The organism is Staphylococcus americanisciuri (assembly GCF_024814435.1).
GTDB classification, from domain to species: Bacteria; Bacillota; Bacilli; order Staphylococcales; family Staphylococcaceae; genus Staphylococcus; species Staphylococcus americanisciuri.
Window position 1 is genome coordinate 1 of sequence record NZ_JANUXY010000016.1, and the last position, 23,064, is coordinate 23,064.

The following is a 23,064-nucleotide window of genomic DNA, read 5'->3' on the forward strand; positions in this document are numbered from 1 at the left end:
CCACACCATTAGCGTCCGCATCATTTACTTCTGGTATCTCAATACCTGTTAACTTATCTAGCTCTGATGGTAAGTTACCTTTTTGATCTTCTGGCAATGCATTGACTTTGTCCGTCGCTTCGGCTTTCTTAGACGCTGCTTCTTTTTGTAGTTTTTCTAGCTCTGATTTTTCTGCTGGTGTGATTAAGCCGTCGGCTTTTGCTTTGTCCAATGCATCCTTCGCCGCTTGGTCTGCTTCCTTAGCTTCTTCTACCGCTTTTTCTGCTTCAGCACGTTGTGTATCAATATCATCGGCCACACCATTGGCGTCTGCATCATTCACTTCTGGTATCTCAATACCTGTTAACTTATCTAGTTCTGATGGTAAGTCACCTTTTTGATCTTCTGGTAATGCATTAACCTTATCTGTCGCTTCAGCTTTTTTGTCTGTAGCTTCTTTTTGTAGTTCTTCTAACTCAGCTTTCTCTGCTGGCGTAATCAATCCATCCGCTTTCGCTTTATCTAATGCATCTTTCGCCGCTTGGTCTGCCGCCTTAGCTTCCTCTACTGCTTTTTCTGCTTCAGCACGTTGTGCATCTACATCATCGGCCACACCATTAGCATCTGCATCATTCACTTCTGGTATCTCAATACCTGTTAATGCTTCGAGTTCTGATGGTAAGTTACCTTTTTGATCTTCCGGTAATGTATTGACTTTGTCTGTCGCTTCGGCTTTTTTGTCTGTAGCTTCTTTTTGTAGTTCTTCTAACTCAGCTTTTTCTGCTGGCGTAATCAATCCATCCGCTTTCGCTTTATCCAATGCATCCTTCGCCGCTTGGTCTGCTTCCTTAGCTTCCTCTACCGCTTTTTCTGCTTCAGCACGTTGCGCATCTACATCGTCAGCTACTCCATTAGCGTCTGCATCATTCACTTCTGGTACTTCAATACCGTCTAAATCATTCAACGCTTCAGTTAACGTAGTTTTCTCTTCTTTCACTGATTGTGGTGTCTCTGGCAACGCTTTAACTTTTTCTTCTGCTGCTTTTTTCGCTTCTTCCGCTTGTTTAGCTAAATCTGCTAATTTCGCAGTTTCCTCTGGATTAATCAAGCCATCCTCGTTTGCTTCTGTTAATGCATCTTTCGCTGCCTTATCTGCCTCTTTCGCCTTTTCCACTGCTTGTTTCGCAGCTTCAACTTGAGCATCCACCTCATCCGCTACTCCGTTCGCATTCTCATCATTAACAGCTGGAACATCAATTCCTGTTAATGCTTCGAGTTCTGATGGTAAGTTACCTTTTTGGTCTTCTGGAAGTGCATCTACTTTTTCTTGTGCCGCTTCTTTCTTCGCCTGTGCATCCTGTTGAGCAGCCTCTAATTCTGCTTTTTCTGCTGGCGTAATTAAACCGTCTTCCTCCGCTTTCGCTAATGCATCCTTCGCTGCTTGGTCTGCCTTTTTAGCTTCTTCTACTACTTTTTCTGCTTCAGTACGTTGTGTATCAATATCATCTGCCACTCCATTAGCATCTGCATCGTTTACTTCTGGGACTGCAATACCGTCTAAACCATTTAACGCTTCAGTTAACGTATCTTTCGTTTCTCTCACTGATTGCGGGCTTTCCGGTAATGCGTTGACTTTTTCTTCTGCTATTTTTTTCGCATCTTCCGCTTGTTTAGCTAAGTCTGCTAATTTTGCAGCTTCCTCTGGATTAATCAATCCGTCTTCGTTTGCTTCTTTTAACGCATCTTTCGCTGCCTCATCTGCTGTCTTAGCTGCTTCTACTGCTTGTTTCGCAGCTTCAACTTGAGCATCTACTTCATCAGCTACGCCATTCGCATTCTCATCATTAACAACTGGCACATCGATACCTGTTAATGCTTCGAGTTCTGACGGTAAATTGCCTTTTTGATCTTCCGGTAATGCATTAACTTTGTCCGTTGCTTCAGCTTTTTTGTCTGCAGCTTCTTTTTGTGCTGCTTCCAATTGTGTTTTCTCTGCTGGCGTAATTAAGCCGTCTTCCTCCGCTTTCGCTAATGCATCCTTCGCCGCTTGGTCTGCTGCCTTAGCTTCCTCTACCGCTTTTTCTGCTTCAGTGCGTTGCGCATCCACATCGTCAGCTACTCCATTTCCATCGGCATCGTTTACTTCTGGAACTGCAATACCGTCTAAACCATTTAACGCTTCAGTTAACGTATCTTTCGTTTCTCTCACTGATTGCGGGCTTTCCGGTAATGCGTTGACTTTTTCTTCTGCTACTTTTTTCGCATCTTCCGCTTGTTTAGCTAAGTCTGCTAATTTTGCAGCTTCCTCTGGATTAATCAATCCGTCTTCGTTTGCTTCTTTTAACGCATCTTTCGCTGCCTTGTCTGCTTTCTTAGCTGCTTCTACTGCTTGTTTCGCAGCTTCAACTTGAGCATCTACTTCATCAGCTACGCCATTCGCATTCTCATCATTAACAGTTGGAATATCGATACCTGTTAATGCTTCGAGTTCTGATGGTAAATTACCTTTTTGGTCTTCCGGTAATGCATTAACTTTGTCCGTTGCTTCAGCTTTTTTGTCTGCTGCTTCTTTTTGTGCTGCTTCCAATTGTGTTTTCTCTGCTGGCGTAATTAAGCCGTCTTCCTCTGCTTTCGCTAATGCATCCTTCGCTGCCTTGTCTGCTTTCTTAGCCTCTTCTACCGCTTTTGCAGCTTCAGCACGTTGTGCATCTACATCGTCAGCTACTCCATTTCCATCCGCATCGTTTACTTCGGGTACTTCAATACCATCTAATCCATTCAATGTTTCAGTTAACTTATCTTTCGCTTCTTTCACTGATTGTGGGTTTTCCGGTAATGCGTTGACTTTGTTAGTCGCTTCAGCTTTCTTAGCTACTGCTTCTTCTTGTAAGCTTTCTAACTCAGCTTTCTCTGCTGGTGTAATTAAGCCATCTGCATTCGCTTCTTCTAGTTTTTCTTTCGCTGCTGTATCTGCTGCCTTAGCTGCTTCCACTGCTTGTTTCGCAGCTTCAACTTGGGCATCCACTTCATCGGCTACTCCATTTGCATTTTCATCGTTAACAGTTGGAATATTGATACCTGTTAATGCTTCGAGTTCTGACGATAAATTACCTTTTTGGTCTTCTGGAAGCGCATCGACTTTTTCTTGCGCCGCTGTCTTTTTGTCTGCAGCTTCTTTTTGTGCTGCTTCCAATTGTGTTTTCTCTGCTGGTGTAATTAAGCTGTCTTCCTCTGCTTTCGCTAATGCATCCTTCGCTGCCTTGTCTGCCTTTTTAGCTTCCTCTACAGCTTTTGCGGCTTCATTGCGTTGTGCATCTATATCATCTGCCACTCCATTAGCATCTGCATCATTCACTTCTGGCACTGTAATACCGTCTAAACCATTTAACGTTTCAGTTAACGTATCTTTTGTTTCTTTCACTGATTGTGGCGTCTCTGGCAATGCATTCACTTTTTCTTGCGCTGTTGCTTTTTTGTCTGCAGCTTCTTTTTGTGCTGCTTCCAATTGTGTCTTCTCTTCTAGTGTAATTAAGCCATCCGCTTCAGCTTTATCTAATGCATCTTTCGCTGCCTTGTCTGCTGCCTTAGCTGCTTCTACGGCTTGTTTCGCATCTTCAACTTGCGCATCCACTTCATCGGCTACTCCGTTTGCATTTTCATCGTTAACAGTTGGAATATCGATATCTGTTAATGCTTCAAGTTCTTTTGGTAAATCCCCTTTTTGATCTTCCGGTAATGCATTAACTTTGTCCGTTGCTTCAGCTTTTTTGTCTGCAGCTTCTTTTTGTGCTGCTTCCAATTGCGTCTTCTCTTCTGGTGTAATCAAATCATCAGCTTTTGCTTCTGCTAATGCGTCCTTCGCTACCTTGTCTGCTTTCTTAGCCTCTTCTACAGCTTTTGCGGCTTCATTGCGTTGTGCATCTACATCGTCAGCTACTCCATTTCCATCCGCATCGTTTACTTCTGGGACTGCAATACCGTCTAAACCATTTAACGTTTCAGTTAATGTGGTTTTCTCTTCTTTCACTGATTGTGGGCTTTCCGGTAATGCATTGACTTTGTTAGTCGCTTCAGCTTTCTTAGATACTGCTTCTTCTTGTAATCTTTCTAACTCAGCTTTCTCTGTAGGTGTAATTAAACCATCTGCATTCGCTGCTTCTAATTTTTCTTTTGCAGCTTGATCTGCCGCTTTCGCTGCTTCAACTGCTTGTTTCGCAGCTTCAACTTGAGCATCCACTTCATCGGCTACTCCGTTTGCATTTTCATCGTTAACAGTTGGAATATCGATACCTGTTAATGCTTCGAGTTCTGATGGTAAATTACCTTTTTGGTCTTCCGGTAATGCATTAACTTTGTCCGTTGCTTCAGCTTTTTTGTCTGCTGCTTCTTTTTGTGCTGCTTCCAATTGTGTTTTCTCTGCTGGCGTAATTAAGTTATCTTCCTCCGCTTTCGCTAATGCATCTTTCGCTGCCTTGTCTGCTTTCTTAGCCTCTTCTACCGCTTTTGCGGCTTCAGCACGTTGTGCATCTACATCGTCAGCTACTCCATTTCCATCTGCATCATTCACTTCTGGTACTGTAATACCGTCTAAACCATTCAATGTATCAGTTAATGTAGTTTTCTCTTCTTTCACTGATTGTGGGCTTTCCGGTAATGCGTTGACTTTGTTAGTCGCTTCAGCTTTCTTAGCTACTGCTTCTTCTTGTAATCTTTCTAACTCAGCTTTTTCTGTTGGTGTAATCAAACCATCTGTTTTTGCGGATTCCAATTTTTCTTTCGCTGCTGTATCTGCTGCTTTCGCTTCTTCCACTGCTTGTTTCGCCGCTTCAACTTGGGCATCCACCTCATCGGCTACTCCGTTCGCATTCTCATCGTTAACAGTTGGAATATTGATACCTGTTAATGCTTCGAGTTCTGATGGTAAATCACCTTTTTGATTTTCTGGAAGCGCATCGACTTTCTCTTGCGCCGCTGCTTTTTTGTCTGCAGCTTCTTTTTGTGCTGCTTCCAATTGTGCTTTCTCTGCTGGTGTGATTAAGCTATCTGCATTCGCTTCTGCTAACGCATCCTTCGCCGCCTTGTCTGCTTTCTTCGCTTCTTCTACGGCTTTTTCTGCTTCAGTACGTTGTGTATCAACTTCATCTGCCACACCATTTTCATCCGCATCATTTACTTTCGGCACTGTAATACCATTTAATCCTGCTAACTCACCAGTCAATGTATCTTTTTGATCTTTCACTGATTGTGGACTTTCTGGTAATGCATTGACTTTGTTAGTCGCTTCAGCTTTCTTAGACGCCGCTGCTTCTTGTAATCTTTCTAACTCAGCTTTTTCTGTTGGTGTAATCAAACCATCTGCTTTTGCGGCTTCTAGTTTTTCTTTCGCTGCTGTATCTGCCGCTTTCGCTTCTTCTACTGCTTGTTTCGCAGCTTCAACTTGAGCATCTACTTCATCAGCTACGCCATTTGAATTGGCATCGTTCACTTCTGGCACTGTAATACTATCTAATCCTGTTAACTCACCCGTTAATGTGTCTTTTTGATCTTTTACTGTTTGTGGACTTTCCGGTAATGCATTGACTTTTTCTTCCGCTAATTTTTTCGTGTCTTCAGCTTTTTTAACTAAATCTGCTAATTTCGCAGCTTCGTCTGGATTGATTACATTGTCTGCATTTGCTTCTGTTAATGCTGCTTTCACGGCTTCATCTGACTTTTTAGCTTCTTCCACCGCTTGCTTCGCTTCTTCTAACTGAGCATCTACTTTATCATCAATACCATTCTCATTTTCGTCATTAACTTCTGGTATGTTGATACCTGTTAATGCTTCAAGTTCTTTTGGTAAATTACCTTTGTGTTCTTCAGGAAGTGCATTCACTTTATCAGTTGCTGCATCTTTCTTCGCCTGTGCATCTTGTTGAGCAGCCTCTAATTCTGCTTTTTCTGTTGGTGTAATTAAACCATCTTCATTGGCAGCTTCTAGTTTTTCTTTCGCTGTTGCATCTGCCGCTTTCGCTGCTTCCACTGCTTGTTTTGCGGCTTCAATTTGAGCATCCACTGTATCATCTATACCATTACCATCTTTGTCATTTACAACTGGTAATTTAATACCATCTAAATGATTTAATGTTTCTGTTAAAGTAACTTTTTCATCTTTTACCGCTTTTGGTGTTTCTGGCAAGTTTGATACCTCTGTTTCTGCTACTTTTTTCGCGTCAGATGCTCGTTTTGCCAAGTCTGCTAATTGTGCTGCTTCTTCTTGACTAATGACACCATCTTCATTCGCTTCTGTTAATGCTGCTTTTGCGGCTTCATCTGCTGCCTTAGCCGTATCCACTTTCGTTTTGGCATCTGCTAATTGCGCATCTACATCATCGTTAATGCCATTTTCATTTTGGTCATTGACTGCTGGCACAGTAATACCTGTTAATTTTTCTAACTCTGTTGGTAAATCACCTTTGTGCGCATCTGGTAATGCATTCACTTTTTCTTCTGCTGCCACTTTTTTGTCAGCTGCTTCTTGTTTTGCTGCCTCTAATGCTGCTTTCTCTGTTGGTGTAATTAAACCATCGGCATTGGCAGTTTCTAATTTTTCTTTTGCAGCTTGATCTGCCGCTTTCGCTGCTTCCACTGCTTGTTTTGCGGCTTCAATTTGAGCATCCACATCATCGGCTATACCATTACTATCTTTATCATTTATAGCTGGTACGGTAATACCATTTAATTGATTTAATTCACCCGTTAATGATTCTTTTTGTGTTTTCACTGCTTCTGGTGAATTTGGCAAATTCGATACTGCTGTTTCCGCTACTTTTTTCGCGTCAGATGCTCGTTTTGCCAAGTCTGCTAATTGTGCGGCTTCATCTGGGTTAATCACACCATCGGCATTCGCTTTTGTTAATGCATCTTGAGCTGCCTTATCTGCTTCTTTAGCCGCATCTACTTTTGTTTTGGCATCTGCTAATTGCGTGTCTACACTATCAGCAATACCGTTTTCGTTTTGGTCATTGACTGCCGGCACAGTAATACCTGTCAATTTTCCTAATTCTGTTGGTAATTCACCTTTGTGCGCATCTGGTAATGCATTCACTTTTTCTTCTGCTGCCGCTTTTTTGTCAGCTGCTTCCTGTTTTGCTGCCTCTAATGCTGCTTTCTCTGTTGGTGTAATCAAACTATCAGCATTTGCGGATTCTAGTTTTTCTTTCGCTGCTGCATCTGCCGCTTTTGCTTCTTCTACTGCTTGTCTCGCTGCTGCTATTTGAGCATCTACATTATCCGCTATACCATTACTGTCTTTATCATTCACAGTCGGTACTGTTATGCCTTTTAATCCCGTTAACTCATTAGTTAATGTATCCTTTTGTGTTTTCACTGCCGCTGGTGAATTTGGCAATTTTGATACTGCTGTTTCCGCTGCCGCTTTAGTGTCTGCAGCTTGTTTCGCCAATTGTGTTAATTTATTCGCCTCATCTGGATTGATCAAACCATCGGCATTCGCTTTTGTTAATGCATCTTGAGCCGCCTTATCTGCTGCCTTTGCTGCATCCACTTTCTTTTTCGCATCCGCTAACTGTGCATCAATCGTGTCTTCAATACCATTTTCATTTTGGTCATTTACATTTGGCACATTGATGCCTGTTAAACCAGCCAATATTGCTGGCATATCGCCTCTGTATGATTTTGGTAGCGAGTTTACAATATTGGTTGCCTTTGCTTTCTTCGTTATCGCTTCTTGTTTTGCTGTTTCGAGTGCGGCATGTTCTGTCGGTGTAATTAAACCATCCGTATTGGCCTCTGCTAACAAGTTTTTAGCTGCTTGATCTGCTTTTTTAGCTTCTTCTACCGCTGCTGCAGCTTCGTCCACTTTGCGCAATGCTCTTTTAATATCTTCAGAGACATTCATTACCGCAAATGATTTATCTGTTGTTAAATCGTTCCAAGTTTCAACACCATTCTTAAATGTGTACGAAATTGGTACTTTCAACACTTCTTCGTCTTTATCATAATACTTTTGAAGCTTTTGCCATTTAGCTGTGTTGTTTTCAATGTCTGCCAAAGTCAAATCATGGCTTGCTGTAATTGGCAAATCATAAATTCTGTTATAGTACATTGCTTGCTTCAAGAGTTCTAAATTTTTCGCGCCATTTTTACCAGGAACAATTGTTAAATGATTGCTTGTGCTTACGCTTTTATCAACAGTAAACAATGATGACGTATTCTCTTTCATTGTCAACTTAATGTTCTCAGGCACTTGAATACCCAACGTAATCTCTGTTGGTAATGTTTTACTTTTAGAAACCTCACGTGATGGTACAGTTTGAATCACCGTAAACTGATCATCTTGTCCTGAAGTTGTCGCTGAATCTTCTACGATAAATGGTGGTACTTCCAACAATAACAAACCATCTGGATGGAATGCAGGACCACTTGAGCCTTTACCAGTAATTGTATAATTTAATTCGCTTTTATTTTCGAACGTAACAGTTACACGCTTGTTATTAGCAAATGTACTACCTTTTGCAGTAGGTCCTGATGTCAATGTTACTTGATTGCCAACGAGTTCCATAAGTGCCGTAGCTTTTTCACTTGCTTCATTACTAACATAAAATTTACTGATTTCGTTTGTACTAAACGTAATTGACTTACGCTCATCTTTGGTTTTAGATGCGCTGTAATCATCCAAGTCATATACATTTAATAAACCACTGACTTTTTCATTTTCTCCTTTGACGTTATTCAAGTTTTGTAGCATTGTTTCTTTTGAAGTTTGTGATAGCTGAACAGAATCATACAATGCATCAAAAACGCTTCTATCTTTATTTTCTACAAAAGTCAAAGTTACAGATGCGCCGCCACCGTTCTTAGAAGCAATAGATAGAACGTCTCTACCTGACGTGAAGAAATATCTTGTATTCATATTATCGCCAACACTTGAAGGTGTCATTGTCACTTTCGCAATCGCATCGACTATGTGTCCATTAGAAACACCAATATTATTGAAATATACATATGCTTCCGGCGTATTATTATTTAATTCTACAAAATTCCCTTTATATGCTAATTTGTCACCACTATTGTTTGTTGCTATTGCTTTCTTCGTAATTGTGCCATCTTTGCCCACTGAAAAAGCATATGACTTACTTTTACCTTCTACAAACTTTGGTGAAAAGTTAATGTTACCTGGTGCTAACGCTGTGCTTGGGTCATCTACTTTCACTACTTTATCGCCTGGATAGTCGATGATTTTACCCGTGTAATCTGTTGCTGCGCGCGTCGTTACACTACGAAAGGCAGAACGAAATGTTGTTCTACTTGTTGGCGTAGCATATGCCTTACTTCTCTCCAAGGCTTCAGAAAGTGCAACTGCTGCCTCATATGGCGTTTTGGATTTTTCTGTGTTTACTCCCGTGGAATTCGCTTCAAGTGGTTGAACAGTTGCCTCCGTAGTAACCGGTTCATCTGCCGGTTGGATTTCATGAGTCACTTCCTTAGAATTTGTTTGTGGACTCGTTGATGGTATTTCAACACGCGACTCAGGCAATTCTGTTTCTGTTTTTTCTACATCTGAAGCTGGCTCTGACATTTCGGGCTTTTTATTGGCATCCTTTAAAGCTGCATCTGATGATACTTCCTCTGAAACTTCTTGTGTTTGTTCTGTAGACGTACTATCTTCTTTCTGTGTAATATCATCACTTTCTTGGTCTACATCATTTGCTACTTCTGCTACTTCAGATTCCGTAACTTCTGCTGTTGTCTCTTTTTCTGATACCCCTGCTGCTTCCGATTGAGTTGGCTGTAATGTTTCTTCTCCATTCTCATTTGCTGATTCCTCTGCTGCCTGTGCATCATTATTCACGCCAAATAATAGCGTTGCACCGATAAGCAAAGATGCTGTTCCGACAGTCATTTTTCTAATTGAATATTTGTTAAGTCGATTAGATAAAAAATTATTGTTGCCATTCATTATTAATAACCCCTCCCAAATAAGCTTGTAAGATTATAACTTTACCTTTCAAACAAATAACACATAAATATAACTAGAACACTTACAAAGTTGTTGGAAAAAATTTAAATAGAACTGATAAGTTAGTAAGAATTTTAAAAATAGAAGCCTTCATTTTGAATTATTCGAAAAATGTTCTCACAAATGGTGTCATTCAAAAATAAGACATAGGAATCAGCTATGTCTGTGTGTTAGCTATATAACTACTGTTAAATCATTTAATAATAAAGATGTTTTATCTTACCCTAAATACATAAAAAACAAACTCCATATTACCTACAAACAATATAGTTTTATTTATTAATATGCAACTTTATAGAACAATTATTTTTTGCAATATAAAACCATATAGATGAATTATTTTTACTTATAACAGATTTTTTTTGATATGACAATGGTTTCGATACATAATTTTGCACTATTAAATTATCGGATATTAATTTTATCTCATGCATTTGCATAATGATTTTTTTATATTATTCAATGATAATTCTGGTCGCTCCTCTAAAAAACGACAGAACTTCTATTGTCCTGTCGTTTTTTAGAATTGAAATTTCTATTTACTTACTTGTCTATCTTTACGTCTTCTGAAGAATAATAATGCCCCTCTTCTTTACCTACTTCTACTATATAAATAAAATTAACATTTTGTATTTCAGGCATTTGCACAATAAGGCTTTTAAATATAAAAAAAGCAATCATCTATTGAGTTAGACTATTGCTTTTAGAATGCTATTATTTTGTTTTCATCAATAATGTATTTTTATTTGTAAAACTTTCGCACTTTAAATTGATACCCAAATATATTATAAGCATATATCACTAGTAAAATGATTAAACTCACTGCATAATTTTCTTGTGATGAGATTGAAATAACTCCTAATATCATAATACCTATAACTAGCAAGAGTGAGTTAACAGTATATATTTTGTACAAAGACACCAATGAGATATGGCGTTCAGCATCATCCATTAGTGCCAATGTCTTCTCGGTATAATTTTTCTCCCCTAATTTTGGAAAGCGTGGATCATATTTCCTTATGAATAAACCGTACTGCATACTACTAAAACTTGCTAGTAAAAATGCAATGACTACATAGATTAGCGCCTCTTTTGATGCATTACCTATCACAAACACAAATAATAAAATCAAGCTGATAAACAATTGAATATAACAAATAATTGCGGTACGCCAGAACAATAGTGAAGCTGTGTGTTCTCGCTCATCCATATCAAGATAAGAACCTTGTTGCTTTATGTAATTTTTATAATTGAGCGCTTTTCTTTGAATGGTAAGAAGATATACAAACAACGCAACAATAAGCGCTATAGCTATGCATCCCATAACAGCAGCATTACGTGTAGTGACAAAGTGTAGTTGCTCAATGAATGACAATCCTTTGGTATTCCCGATAATAAGACCTATCACGCCGCCTATAACTCCACCCAATAATACTAAAACGATATAACGCTTCACTTTCATAATCTTCACTCCTTGATGTTTCCTCTAGTTATACGCATTCTAGAAGTACGAAACTGTATGTTGCTATCTTGTCATCCTCCATTTTTCAGAGATGATAATAACGACATAGCTGATGCTTTTTATCTTACAACAAAGCAACACCAAAGACAATTATATTTGTCAAAAAGACATCTTTTATTGACAGTTGTTAGCGTGGTCATTTGAAACAGGGAGACAACATTTTCAAAGTGAGGAAAACAATATAGAAAGTAAGAAGAATGGGACAATGGCCTCTTTTAGATGAAAGCCCTGACCCACTCCCCTTATACTACAGCGGTGGCTTGCTATTCAATTTATTTTGTCACACGTGTCATAACTTGATTAAATGCCTTTCTTGTTATCTCATGTACATGTGATTTTTGATAATTATGACGGACTTGGAAGTAACGTTTTTTCAACTGAATATCTTTCAATACTTGAATCAGTTGTGCTGCGTTCTCACCTTTCTCAAATAGATTTTCAGGTGCTGTGACAGCTGCATTATGTGCGGTATCACGATATCCTAGGATTAACAAATCGTGATCAAAAGCCGTTTGCACAGCATTAATGATCTCGCCACCTTCATTGATGTCTAAATAAATATCACATGATTGATATAGCTTGTTCACTGTTGCACGTTCAATTGTTGGAAACAGCTTGACGTTAGGATAGTCATCAAATGCTGTCAGCTTGTCCGACATTTCTGTCACTGCACCGATATGGAATGTTGCTTTTGGACATGCTTTGACAATTGCTTCAAGATGATGTATCTGATCTGAATTCGTCATTGTAACAATATTAGCAGTGTAAGTATTTTGACGTGCATAATCATATAAGTAACCAGCTGGTAAAAGACGCTGTTGTTCATTTGCCCCTAACTGCTGCTTCAAACATTCATATTCTTCCTTATCTGGTACGATGACATGATAGTTACGCAGATGATCCCCTTGCAATATCAACGACATATTTCCCGGGACATGCCCACCGCTTTGTTCTTGCCAAAAGATGAGGTCACTGCCTGGCTTATCCAGGTGGTATAACACTAAAAATGGTAAACCAAGTGAATTAATCACAAATCTCTCCATATTTTTATTCAAGGCCTGAAGAAAAAATTGAACATATTGTACTTTGTCATTAAAATGATGTGCCTTACCTTGCCAGTTTACAATAATGGATTGCGCAACAAAGTTCTCATAGATGACTTCGCGTCCTTGTTGATCAAGATATCTGCGCAATATTTTCTCGCCTGCCAAGTTATAAACAGTCTGTGCAAAGTAAACACCATGTTGCGTATAATGATCCACATATTGCAAACGACCTTGACTATCCAACCATTCTACATGACTAACGATACGTGGCTTGCTCTCGTGATGATAAAAAATATTAGCACGTACTTGCCCCATATCATTGACCTTCGCTTCGTCGTTACTGCCAATAATTTCCCAATAACGTGGTATATCGACTTGATTAAAATAAAGTGGACACGCATCTTCCGGAACTTGATAGTTTGCAAAATAACGATAAGGTGTTACGAAATGCTCAGGTAAAAATCCATCATCTTCTATCACAATTATTTCATTTTCATATCCTGCTAAGCGCAATGTGTCATATAATGTCTGCGCTTTTGTGTCAAAGTGTTCAAACAATTGCATGCTGTGTCATCTCCTCTATTAAATCTTGCCATTTTTGTTGAATATCTGGTGTCAAATAGGGGCGCGCTAATTCATAAGACATGCGATGAGGTTGTTTGGGACCTTGATTGAAAAATTGAACGATCTGTCGTGCATAACGTTCTACAATCGTATTTGTACTTTCTTCTTTCACATCGATAGGAATCAAGTAACCGTTCTTTTGGTCACGAATAAACGTCGGATTGCCATAGTTCACATCAAAACCAATCATGCCGAGTCCTGAGCCCACCGCTTCTAACAACGTCAAGCCAAAGCCCTCACTCGTTGAAGCAGAGACAAATAATTGATAATCCACATATACATCATCAAGATTGACATGACCTTTCAAATGAATATAGTCATGCGCTTGATGTTGGTCGATTAAGTTTTGTAACACTTCCTTTTGACCACCTTCACCATAGATATCAAATTGTAGCTCTGGTACAGATCGTTTGGCGATGATTGCCGCACGCACTAGCCAGTCCACATGCTTTTCAGTCGCCAGTCTTGAAGCGCTAATCATAGCGTATGGACGACGTTGTGTTTTTGGATGCTTTAATTCGTGGACACTGCCCACCGGAATCGTTACAATTCTAGGCGTTGCATCATAGTATTTTCGAAACTGTGCCGTGAGTATCTCATTTTGTCTATCTGTCGCGGTAATAAAGAAGTCGATTTCTTTATGATTTTCGAACTGATATTCATAATAGTTGTTCCATAAAATATGATATTCATCCATTGCATGCTCACTAAAATGTTCCGCATGTACAACCACACCAATTTTACCCTCGCCTGCATTTTGTAAGATGGCTTGTCCCACGTCAGTCGCACGATCTAAAATAATGATATCTTCCGCCAATATATTTAGTTGCTGAATAAAATACGCCACAAATGCTTCTCGACTATAAAACTTCTGATCTGGAAACGCATATAAGTTCGTCTCCCCATCAATATGTTCTGTATATGCCACCGAACCATCTTCATTATAAAAATGTCTCATATATAATTTTGCAGCATTATCTTTTGGTGCATAATACTCTGAATATGTACGTACATAGCTATAATAATCTTTTCGAACAAGCATGCCATTCACCACAAACTCTGCTCGGTCAACAATCTCTGAGCCTTCATTTTTAAGATAACATGTAATAAAATCCTGCTTATCATTCAAAAATAGACGTCTAACTTTCCCTTCATCAATCACTTCTACAATAGGCTCTGCGACACTTTCAATAATGTCAGACACTGTATAAGTCGTCGGTGCAATCGGAATATCTGTAAAGTATTGATAAAGCCAAATCACTTCATCATCTTGAAAACCAATATTCTCTGTTAATGTTTGAATATTTTCATTGTTAATAAACTCTAAAAAAACAAACTTCATGGGTATATTGAGTCCTCTAAGCAATTGTGCTCGATAGCTTTGCGCATACTCCACACCGCTGCTTGCCCAACCAATCCCAAAATTAATATTATAAATTATCACGTTTACTTCACCTCTTAGTTTGGAAAATGAACAACCAGTTTTCCTTTTTTATCAAACGTCGTTACACTTTGACATATATTATTAACAATCTGTGCCTTTACTGCTTCACGCATATTTTCAAAATAAACTAGAGAAACTCTATGGTATTCAAAAATGGCGTTTCGCTGCCCATTTTGTCTATTGTTAATACTGCCACGCAACTGTTGTAAATCATCCACCTGTTTGATCCAATGACTATCAATTGCCTTCAAAATAGCCTTTTGAATGAAACGTATATACATATAATCATCTTCAATTGCTTGTTCCTGTGACATCAAACGTTTTTCAAACAATGTTGTCAACAATTCAACAACTACTTTTTCATTATTCAAATCTATATTCGTTAAATCATCTGTAAACTGAAAACTAATATACTGATAAATATATTCTCGTAATTTAGGCACTGTTGTTAAACGTTTCATGCGATATGCACGACGGAAAACATCGCGTGCGAGCTCTTTTAAATACATTGACTCTAAATCCCATTGTGCTAAAACACGGTCTCGTTCTTCATAGACAACCTCTCGCTGTGCACTTAAACTTTTCTCATATTCATTTGCCATCTCTCTTATGGTCACACCTTGTTCTTCAGAAACACGTTGCGCACGCGTCACGATATGTTTGACACGCTGTTGAAAAAGGTGGCTACTTTCAATGGTTTCATTGTCAATACGACGCAATTGTTTAGAATCCAGAAGCTTGCTTTTCCCCCAGCGTCGAACAACATAATCATCTAATGAAATATAAATTTGCGATGTTCCAGGATCACCTTGTCGTCCAGAACGTCCTCTTAATTGACGATCCACACGACTATTCTCCATGTGCTCACTTACAATAACAGCTAATCCACCAAGCTCTTTGACACCTTCAGCAAGCTTAATATCTGTACCGCGACCTGCCATACTTGTCGCTACAGTAACAGCACCAAGTTGTCCCGCTTCCGCTATCATTTGTGCTTCTTTGGCTACATTTTGAGCGATGAGCAAATTATTTGGAATGCGCCGATCAAAAAAAGCACGCGAAAAATATTCCGCTGTTTCGGCAGTTCGTGTAATCAGCAATACCGGTCGTTGTGTTTCATGAAGTGCACAAACTTGCTCGATAATTGCAGCATTTTTAGCTGTTGCGTCTTTGAATACACGATCTTCATAATCAATGCGTTCAATCGGCTTATCTGTCGGAATTTGAACGACAATTTTCGTATAAAGGTCTAACAATTCCTGTTCTCCTAACTTACTCGTCGCTGACATACCGGAAAAGTCGTTAAATTGTCGAAACAAGTTTTGGAATGTAATTGTCGCCATCATACTCATATCTTGTGAAATCTCTACACCTTCTTTAGCTTCAATCGACTGATGCAAACCAGACTGTAATTTTGTTCCTGGCAACATGCGTCCTGTAATGCGATCTATCAATACCACTTCACCGTTATAGATAAAATAATCTAGATTCGCATCAAATAAGTGACGTGCACGCAATGCAAGATTAATGTTACGAACAAGATCAAAATAAGGTGTTTCGTATAAGTTATTAATACCAAAATAATCATTTGCTGCTGCAATCCCTTTTGGCGTCAACCATATCGCCTTTTCTTTCTTCTTTATACGAAAATGTACATCCTTTTCCAACGTCTCTATAAAGGTCTTTGTGATTCCAAAAAGGTTTGACTGTACACGTGGTGCACCTGAGATGACGAGTGGCGTTTGCGCTGCATCTAACACAATCGAATCTACTTCGTCAATAATGCCAAAATTGAGCGGGGGCAAAAACTTAGCATCTTGCCCATCCGCTAGATTATCAATCAAATAATCAAAACCAAGACGTCCATTTGTTGTATAAATCACATCATGTGCATAAATTGCCTTTTTCTCCCCTGGTGCATATTCATAATCTGGTTCATCTACAAAACCAAGCGTGATTGACAATCCCAGCCATTCAAATAAAGGTGTCGTCTCTTCACAATCACGGCGCGCTAAATAATCATTTGTCGTGATTAAGTATGCACCATCTCCCGCTAAGGCATTTAGATATAATGGCATCGTGGCGGTTAACGTCTTCCCTTCCCCTGTTTGCATCTCAGCAATATTTCCATCATGTAAAACAATTGCCCCTAGAACTTGAACATCTTTTGGATACATACCTAATACGCGTAGACTCGCTTCACGTACAACCGCATAAGCTTCTGGCAATAATGTTGTTAATGGCACACCTTCTTTAATACGTGATTGAAATATCTGCGTTTTCGCTTTAAGTGTCTCATCATCCATTTGTCGAAAAACCTCTTGATAAGCATTTACTTGCTTCAAACGCTTAGTTAATCTTTTCAAACGTCCACTATTAATAATCTTGTTCATCTTTTGCTGCACAAACTGTCACCTCCATTGAGTCGATCAACGTCCAATGCATTCAAATAACGACTAGGGTGTAATAAAGAAGACACAAGTGATAGTGTATGGTCTGGTAATAGTTTGTTTCCAAAAACTTCTAATGTCATTCCAGCTTCCTTATGCAATGAATCGTCATGTGTCACCCAAGCTGTTTCAGTCATATAGGCTGCCAACGCATATGCCATATGGCTGCCTGCCTTTGTATAGCCAATGAAGTTCAAGCTATAGTCTTGCTGTAATGGTTGTAAGCAGTCAACAATCTTATTGAAATCATCTGAATTCCAATCATTTACTAAAATGACATTGCGCAACTTTTTAATCGTATCTTTGATTAGTCCTTCTGAGGCAACCAATACAATGTTCAATGTATCCGCCTCATCATCAGTTTGTATCATTTCCGAAAGATACAATGACTGCTCTGTTTCCAGCTGTTGCGTTGATTTCATTATCCGTATACTCCGAAATGTCAAACTGTTAGCAGCTGCATTAATCAATTGAATCTCATATGAAAAAGCGTCGGTTGGGTATGTAATCGTTACGACTTTATCTTCTACCATCACAACGTCGACCTCTTCACCATTGCGCCGTTTAAAAATCACTTTGAAATAGACGCTCCCAACTGGAAACACATCATAGTCGAATTGAAAACAATACGTTTGTCCATTCTTTAAAAGTGGCAGTCGTGGAATACGTTTATCGGAAGGGTAATACGTCATCATCTTCCATTGATGAATTATCTCTCCTGACGGCATCAATACATTTTCAAATACTACTGCGTTATCGTAAAGCTTCAAATGGCTTCCATACATAAACGTATTTGACGTAATGTCCGTCCAACGTATAATTGATCCTTTATTCTGCATCTTTTCGTCCCCTTCCATATTGACTTTCAAGAATCATATGATAGAAGTTCACAAACCAACTTGTAATGGTAGGTGTGTCATCATTATGTCTACCTGGCACTCCTCTTTGCATCACTCGCGCTTGTTGACGACTTAAAATAGGCAACATCATTTCAAATGCATGTTTATCATAGTCATCATGTGCCATATATGAAATTGCGAACGTCGTATGAGACCAATCTGCTTGACTAAATTGTTGCCAGAACTTGTCATTTAATTGTTGAATACTGGCTGACGTAAGGCCTTTTTCGTTTTTGTACAATACATCCAGTGAGGTTCCAAAATCTTCTGGTCGCACGAGAGCCATATTTTCAGCAATTGTTCCTAAATTGATTAAGGGCTTACCAACAACAATGGCAGCTGGATTTAATTGCGCACCATAATATAATGCACCGAATGATCCCATCGATAAGCCTGATAAGATCAGCTCATTACGTTGAAACCCCAGCGCTTCTAGTTTCTCCTCAATTACTTGCTTAATCGCTTGTTCATATTCTTCAGACCCTAGATAAAACGCGCCACCTTCAAGTCTTGGATCTCCAATCAACATAAATGGGGCATTAAGTTTCTTCATCATGTAAAAACCTTCAAAGCCTTCAGCGGAACGGTAACCACTGAAGTAAACATTCAGTGGTGGCTGCATATCTCCTGGATTAAAATAATATATAAATTCATCTCTATTACTGTCTGCATAACGTTTGCCACCTAAAATAAATTGCCCTAAATCAAGTCGAGACCATCGTTTATGGACAGCACCTACTCGAATCGTCCCTTTCCCTTTTGCATACATACTTATAAGAATATGCGCATCATGAGGCTGACGAGGAATTTCTAATGGGGTTATCAACTCATCTTGTTTTCGTACAAAAGTTTCTTTCACAGTATGTGACTCATTTGTAGGTGCTAAACGGTACACAAACATAATTTCAACTTCATCAGATACTGTATACTCCGGCCATACTTGGATCACCTTATCTTTGTCGTATCCAAGATGTTGTTTCCAAGATAAGAACGGCGCCATATTGTCTCCAAAGTCACCTGATATCATCAAAGCTTCGTTGCCTTCGTAATGTACTGTACCGTCAAAATAACGTGTCAGTTTACAATGTATCAGTTGCACTTTGTCACCATATTGCCCGGGAAATGTGACAGCTTTTAATTTTTCTAAACGTTCATCTTCATTTTGATATTCAAAGCACAGCATACAATATTTTCTCGTCAAATCATGTGTGCGAAATGCTTTATCCCAATATCGTTGATCAACATATGTCGTATAAGGTTCACTTAATACTTCAAGTAATTTCATTAATTTGTTTGAATACGGTACTTTTACATATATAAAGTCATAAGGTCCTTCTTTTTCAAGCTGGAACTGCATTTCTTCTTGTTCCTCAAGTACCTCTTCTTCTGATACATATCTCCATATTGTTTCATCAGTTTGTAGATTATCTGTACTTCCTATTTGTAGCACTTTAAACTTTTTGACCATCTCTTTCACCTTCTATCAATGTGTCTAACTGCGCGATAATACTGTTAGATGAATATTTTTTAGCTTGTGTCATCGCAAATGCGTACGACTGATTCCAATTTTTTAGCTGTGTCAAATAATAATCTAAAGCCGGTGCTAGATTGTCTCCCTCATTCAAAATATATCCATTGAAGCCATGTGTGACATACTCTGTAGCACATGCGTTAATTTGTGGTAGCCCTGCACTCAAACAACAGATTTGTAAAAAGAGATCTGGTTCTAGAGATAAATCTACTATGATACGTAATGTCGTAACCGCTTCAATAATATCAAGTTCAAATGGTACATGTTTGATCGTTATATATTTAATAGGAGGTGGTGCTTCCATCAAATCTGTCATCATTTCTGTCTTACCAAGTGCTTCGTTCATTTGTACATTGATGCTTTCCACCTGTTGTTTAATCTTTCTATCCAACTGATGCGCCCTTTTTTCGGTTAACAATACAACGCGCAACGTATCATCTTGAGTGAGATAGTCGGCAAGTTGAGCTAAGACCGCAGTCACAATCTTATCTTCAAGTCCATCGAGCCATACACCAATATAAGTTTCATGTAACTGACTACTAATGTTAGGCAATGTCTGTGCATCAAAAGGCGTGATACGCATCAATCGCTGAGATATTCCTTCTAAACTATGATATGTTGTGAGCAGTCGCTCGTTCTCAATGGTATCTACTAGCCATTTGACATCATCCGCCATCGAAGCGACATGACTCATCGAAAGTTGTTCACGCTGATGAAAAACAGACAGACATAATGACTGTTGCGTAAATGTTTCTGAGATGCGCGTATTGTGGCGATGGTCTGCAGCTACGATAAGACAATCTTCCTGTGACATCATTGTTTCCTCATAATGCGCTAAGTATTCAAAAATAATAGCTTCCATTGTCGCATACGTTGAAGCCGAAAATGCATCTTGATATTGGGGATTTACAATAACCGTTTGTTCAATCAGATCTTCCTCCAATATCCAATCTCCTGTATACATCATATACTGTTGACGCTCTGCTTGACCCGCCTCGTTAAAATAGACAATACTTGAGAAATAACCTCGATCATCAAAAATATATCGATAGCATTGTATCTCCTGGTGAAAGATCTCAATCCAGACAACATAACCTTCTTCACTAAAATGAATATTTGCGTATCGTTCATCTGGCATTAATGCACGAACCATATTCTGCAAATATAAAAACTCTGTTCCTGTCGGCCAATCTAACTGACGATAGTCCAGAGCTGTTGGCGTCTTATGTTTGAAGCCTTGTATATGATCAAAGACTGACCAGTATGATGTATCAAACAAATCATATCGATGTAAAAATGTACGTAAATCAGGTGTATAATTCAGGACGATTAATGCATACGGCTGTTTGTTTTGTCTATGCATGGACATGAGGCTAATAATATCGTCAAATGCTGTCTCTTTATGTTTGTAATAGAATGGCTCTGCTTTACTCTCCCACCAATGACGTGAGCTGTACCAAGCCGGGATGAAAAATTTCATAAGTTACTCCTTACCAATACCTTGTTAAAAACTGTTGATACTTATCGAAATACAAATACGTTCGAATGGTTTCCGCTATGTTAATGCTGATATACATAATAATCATCAGCTGAATCATAAACTGAATTTGTTGTGATAATTGTGGTACAAATAAAGATAAATACAAAGGACCACCGATGACCAAGCTGACAATACCAGCACCTGTCCAACATACTAATCGTGCTTTTTGATTTAAGAAACAACTTGTCTCAGAACCTGGTTGAACACCTTCAAAATAATGACCTGCCTTTAAGAATTCTTTAGATTTTTGTTTAGTATGAATTAACAATCGAGATAGGGTGTACCCTAGTGTAACTTGCAATAAGATATACACTGTCACACCAATTGGATGATCCAACTGTAAATAATCTAAATTGATGAATACACCAGGTATAAAATGATTCACAATGTGCAACAAACTGTTTAATAAGATAAAGACAGACAAGCTAATCATAATCGAAATACTACCTGCTGGATTCAGCTTCCATGCGACAAATGTTTGTGCCCGACTCTGATCTATATGCATAATATCGCGGTAATGAAGACGATACTCTACAAACTCAAGAAACAACAAAATAATCAATATCAAAGCAATTAATACAATGATAAGCACCAATATCCAAGTATCTAGTGCCATATCCAGTATTTGTTGATGAAAAATCGATCGGATAATACTCATTAGTACAATCGGCATTGCACCTGCTATGCCATAGCGTACGTTCTGATCTGCCAACCAAATCAATAACATTGTCCCCGCTACAAGAATTAACAATATAAGCCATATGTTCGTATATGTGCGTTGCTGCTCACTAACGTACTGGTGAATAACAAAATATCCTTGAATGCCACTCAATGCCAACGTCAACAACTTTTCTTGATAATGCTTTTCTCGACGTGTCATTTGTGCAGATTTCTCCATATCACGATAGCGTAACAACATTAAAAAGATGAGTGCCGTTAACCATGGACCTAAACCAAGCGAGAATAAATTTAACGTTTGGATGTCTCCTCCAACGTTAGATACCGCCAATTGATAAAATGATTTATCTTTGACGACCATACTGGACGGATCCACAATCGTAATACGACTCCCTAATATGTATATAAATAAAATCAAAAGCGTAAATGCACATCTTTTGTATAAAATCTTATATTCGTATTGACGAAAAATACGATGAAATAAATGATTCTTCACATTAACCCTCTTTTAAAACATGTTGCCAAAGAGGCGGGCAACTAAATGCCGCCTCTTCAACTCATGTTATTTTATTGATTATTGATCAGCTTGTTCCTTCTTCTGATCTTTTTTTGACTTTCGAATAAAGCCTAATCCACCTAATATTGCCGTCGCTGCTGCAATCAAACCACTATTGTTCGTCGTTGATACTTGACCTGTCTCAGGCAATTGACCTTTATCTTTATTTTGAGATTGGTCTTGTAACTCTGAATTCATAGACATGCTATGTGTCGTTGAAGTTTGAGATACCGCCATAGAACTATTTGTAGATGTTATAGCATTCATTGACATTGAGGCACTTGCTGATAACGAGTTGCTCTCTAATGTTGATGTACTTGTTGATAAAGAGCTACTCATTGACTCTGATGTGCTCGCACTTCCTGATACAGAGTTGCTCTCTGATTCTGATGTACTTTCACTTACTGATAATGAAGCACTCTCTGATCCTGATGTACTTGTGCTTAATGATGCTGATGTGCTCTCTGATGTTGATTCGCTTGTGCTTACTGATAACGAGTTACTCATTGACTCTGATGTGCTTGCACTTAATGATAATGAAGCACTCTCTGACTCTGATGTGCTCGCACTTAATGATGCTGATGTGCTCTCTGATTCTGATGTACTTGCGCTTAATGATGCTGATGTGCTCTCTGATGTTGATTCGCTTGTGCTTAATGATAATGAGGCACTCTCTGACTCTGATGTGCTCGCACTTAATGATAATGAGTTACTCTCTGACTCTGATGTACTTGCGCTTAATGATGTTGAGTTACTCTCTGATTCTGATATGCT

10 protein-coding genes are annotated in these 23,064 nt (G+C 38.8%); all 10 read right to left on the reverse strand.

What is annotated here, in order from left to right:
• Positions 1-9,940: GA-like domain-containing protein (locus tag NXS11_RS10715; RefSeq protein ID WP_259201171.1), on the reverse strand; the 9,940-nt coding region annotated here is incomplete at its 3' end.
• Between the two features lie 802 nt (positions 9,941-10,742).
• The gene (locus NXS11_RS10720; protein ID WP_259201172.1) at positions 10,743-11,462 is read right to left on the reverse strand and encodes a DUF3169 family protein; all 720 of its coding nucleotides are present in this window, start codon (positions 11,460-11,462) and stop codon (positions 10,743-10,745) included.
• 332 nt (positions 11,463-11,794) lie between these two features.
• Positions 11,795-13,132: an accessory Sec system glycosylation chaperone GtfB gene (gene gtfB, locus NXS11_RS10725; protein ID WP_259201177.1), complete on the reverse strand. Its 1,338-nt coding sequence runs from the start codon at positions 13,130-13,132 to the stop codon at positions 11,795-11,797.
• Positions 13,119-14,636, reverse strand: a complete 1,518-nt coding sequence (gtfA, locus tag NXS11_RS10730; protein ID WP_259201182.1) for an accessory Sec system glycosyltransferase GtfA — start codon at positions 14,634-14,636, stop codon at positions 13,119-13,121. Before gtfA ends, gtfB begins: the two co-directional genes overlap by 14 nt.
• Before the next feature lie 14 nt (positions 14,637-14,650).
• Positions 14,651-17,041 (reverse strand): accessory Sec system translocase SecA2, encoded by a 2,391-nt coding sequence (secA2, locus tag NXS11_RS10735; protein ID WP_259201186.1) that lies wholly within the window; start codon positions 17,039-17,041, stop codon positions 14,651-14,653.
• Positions 17,026-17,925, reverse strand: a complete 900-nt coding sequence (gene asp3, locus NXS11_RS10740) for an accessory Sec system protein Asp3 (protein ID WP_259201187.1) — start codon at positions 17,923-17,925, stop codon at positions 17,026-17,028. The genes secA2 and asp3 overlap by 16 nt, the downstream gene beginning before the upstream one ends.
• Positions 17,915-19,453, reverse strand: coding sequence for an accessory Sec system protein Asp2 (gene asp2, locus NXS11_RS10745; RefSeq protein ID WP_259201188.1), 1,539 nt, complete (start codon positions 19,451-19,453; stop codon positions 17,915-17,917). Before asp2 ends, asp3 begins: the two co-directional genes overlap by 11 nt.
• Positions 19,437-20,996 (reverse strand): accessory Sec system protein Asp1, encoded by a 1,560-nt coding sequence (asp1, locus tag NXS11_RS10750; RefSeq protein WP_259201190.1) that lies wholly within the window; start codon positions 20,994-20,996, stop codon positions 19,437-19,439. Before asp1 ends, asp2 begins: the two co-directional genes overlap by 17 nt.
• Before the next feature lie 10 nt (positions 20,997-21,006).
• Entirely contained in the window at positions 21,007-22,230 is a 1,224-nt protein-coding gene (gene secY2 / locus NXS11_RS10755; protein WP_259201191.1) for an accessory Sec system protein translocase subunit SecY2, read from the reverse strand.
• Positions 22,231-22,308: 78 nt separating this feature from the next.
• The gene (locus NXS11_RS10985; RefSeq protein WP_306345074.1) at positions 22,309-22,557 is read right to left on the reverse strand and encodes an LPXTG cell wall anchor domain-containing protein; all 249 of its coding nucleotides are present in this window, start codon (positions 22,555-22,557) and stop codon (positions 22,309-22,311) included.
• Between the last annotated feature and the right edge of the window lie 507 nt (positions 22,558-23,064).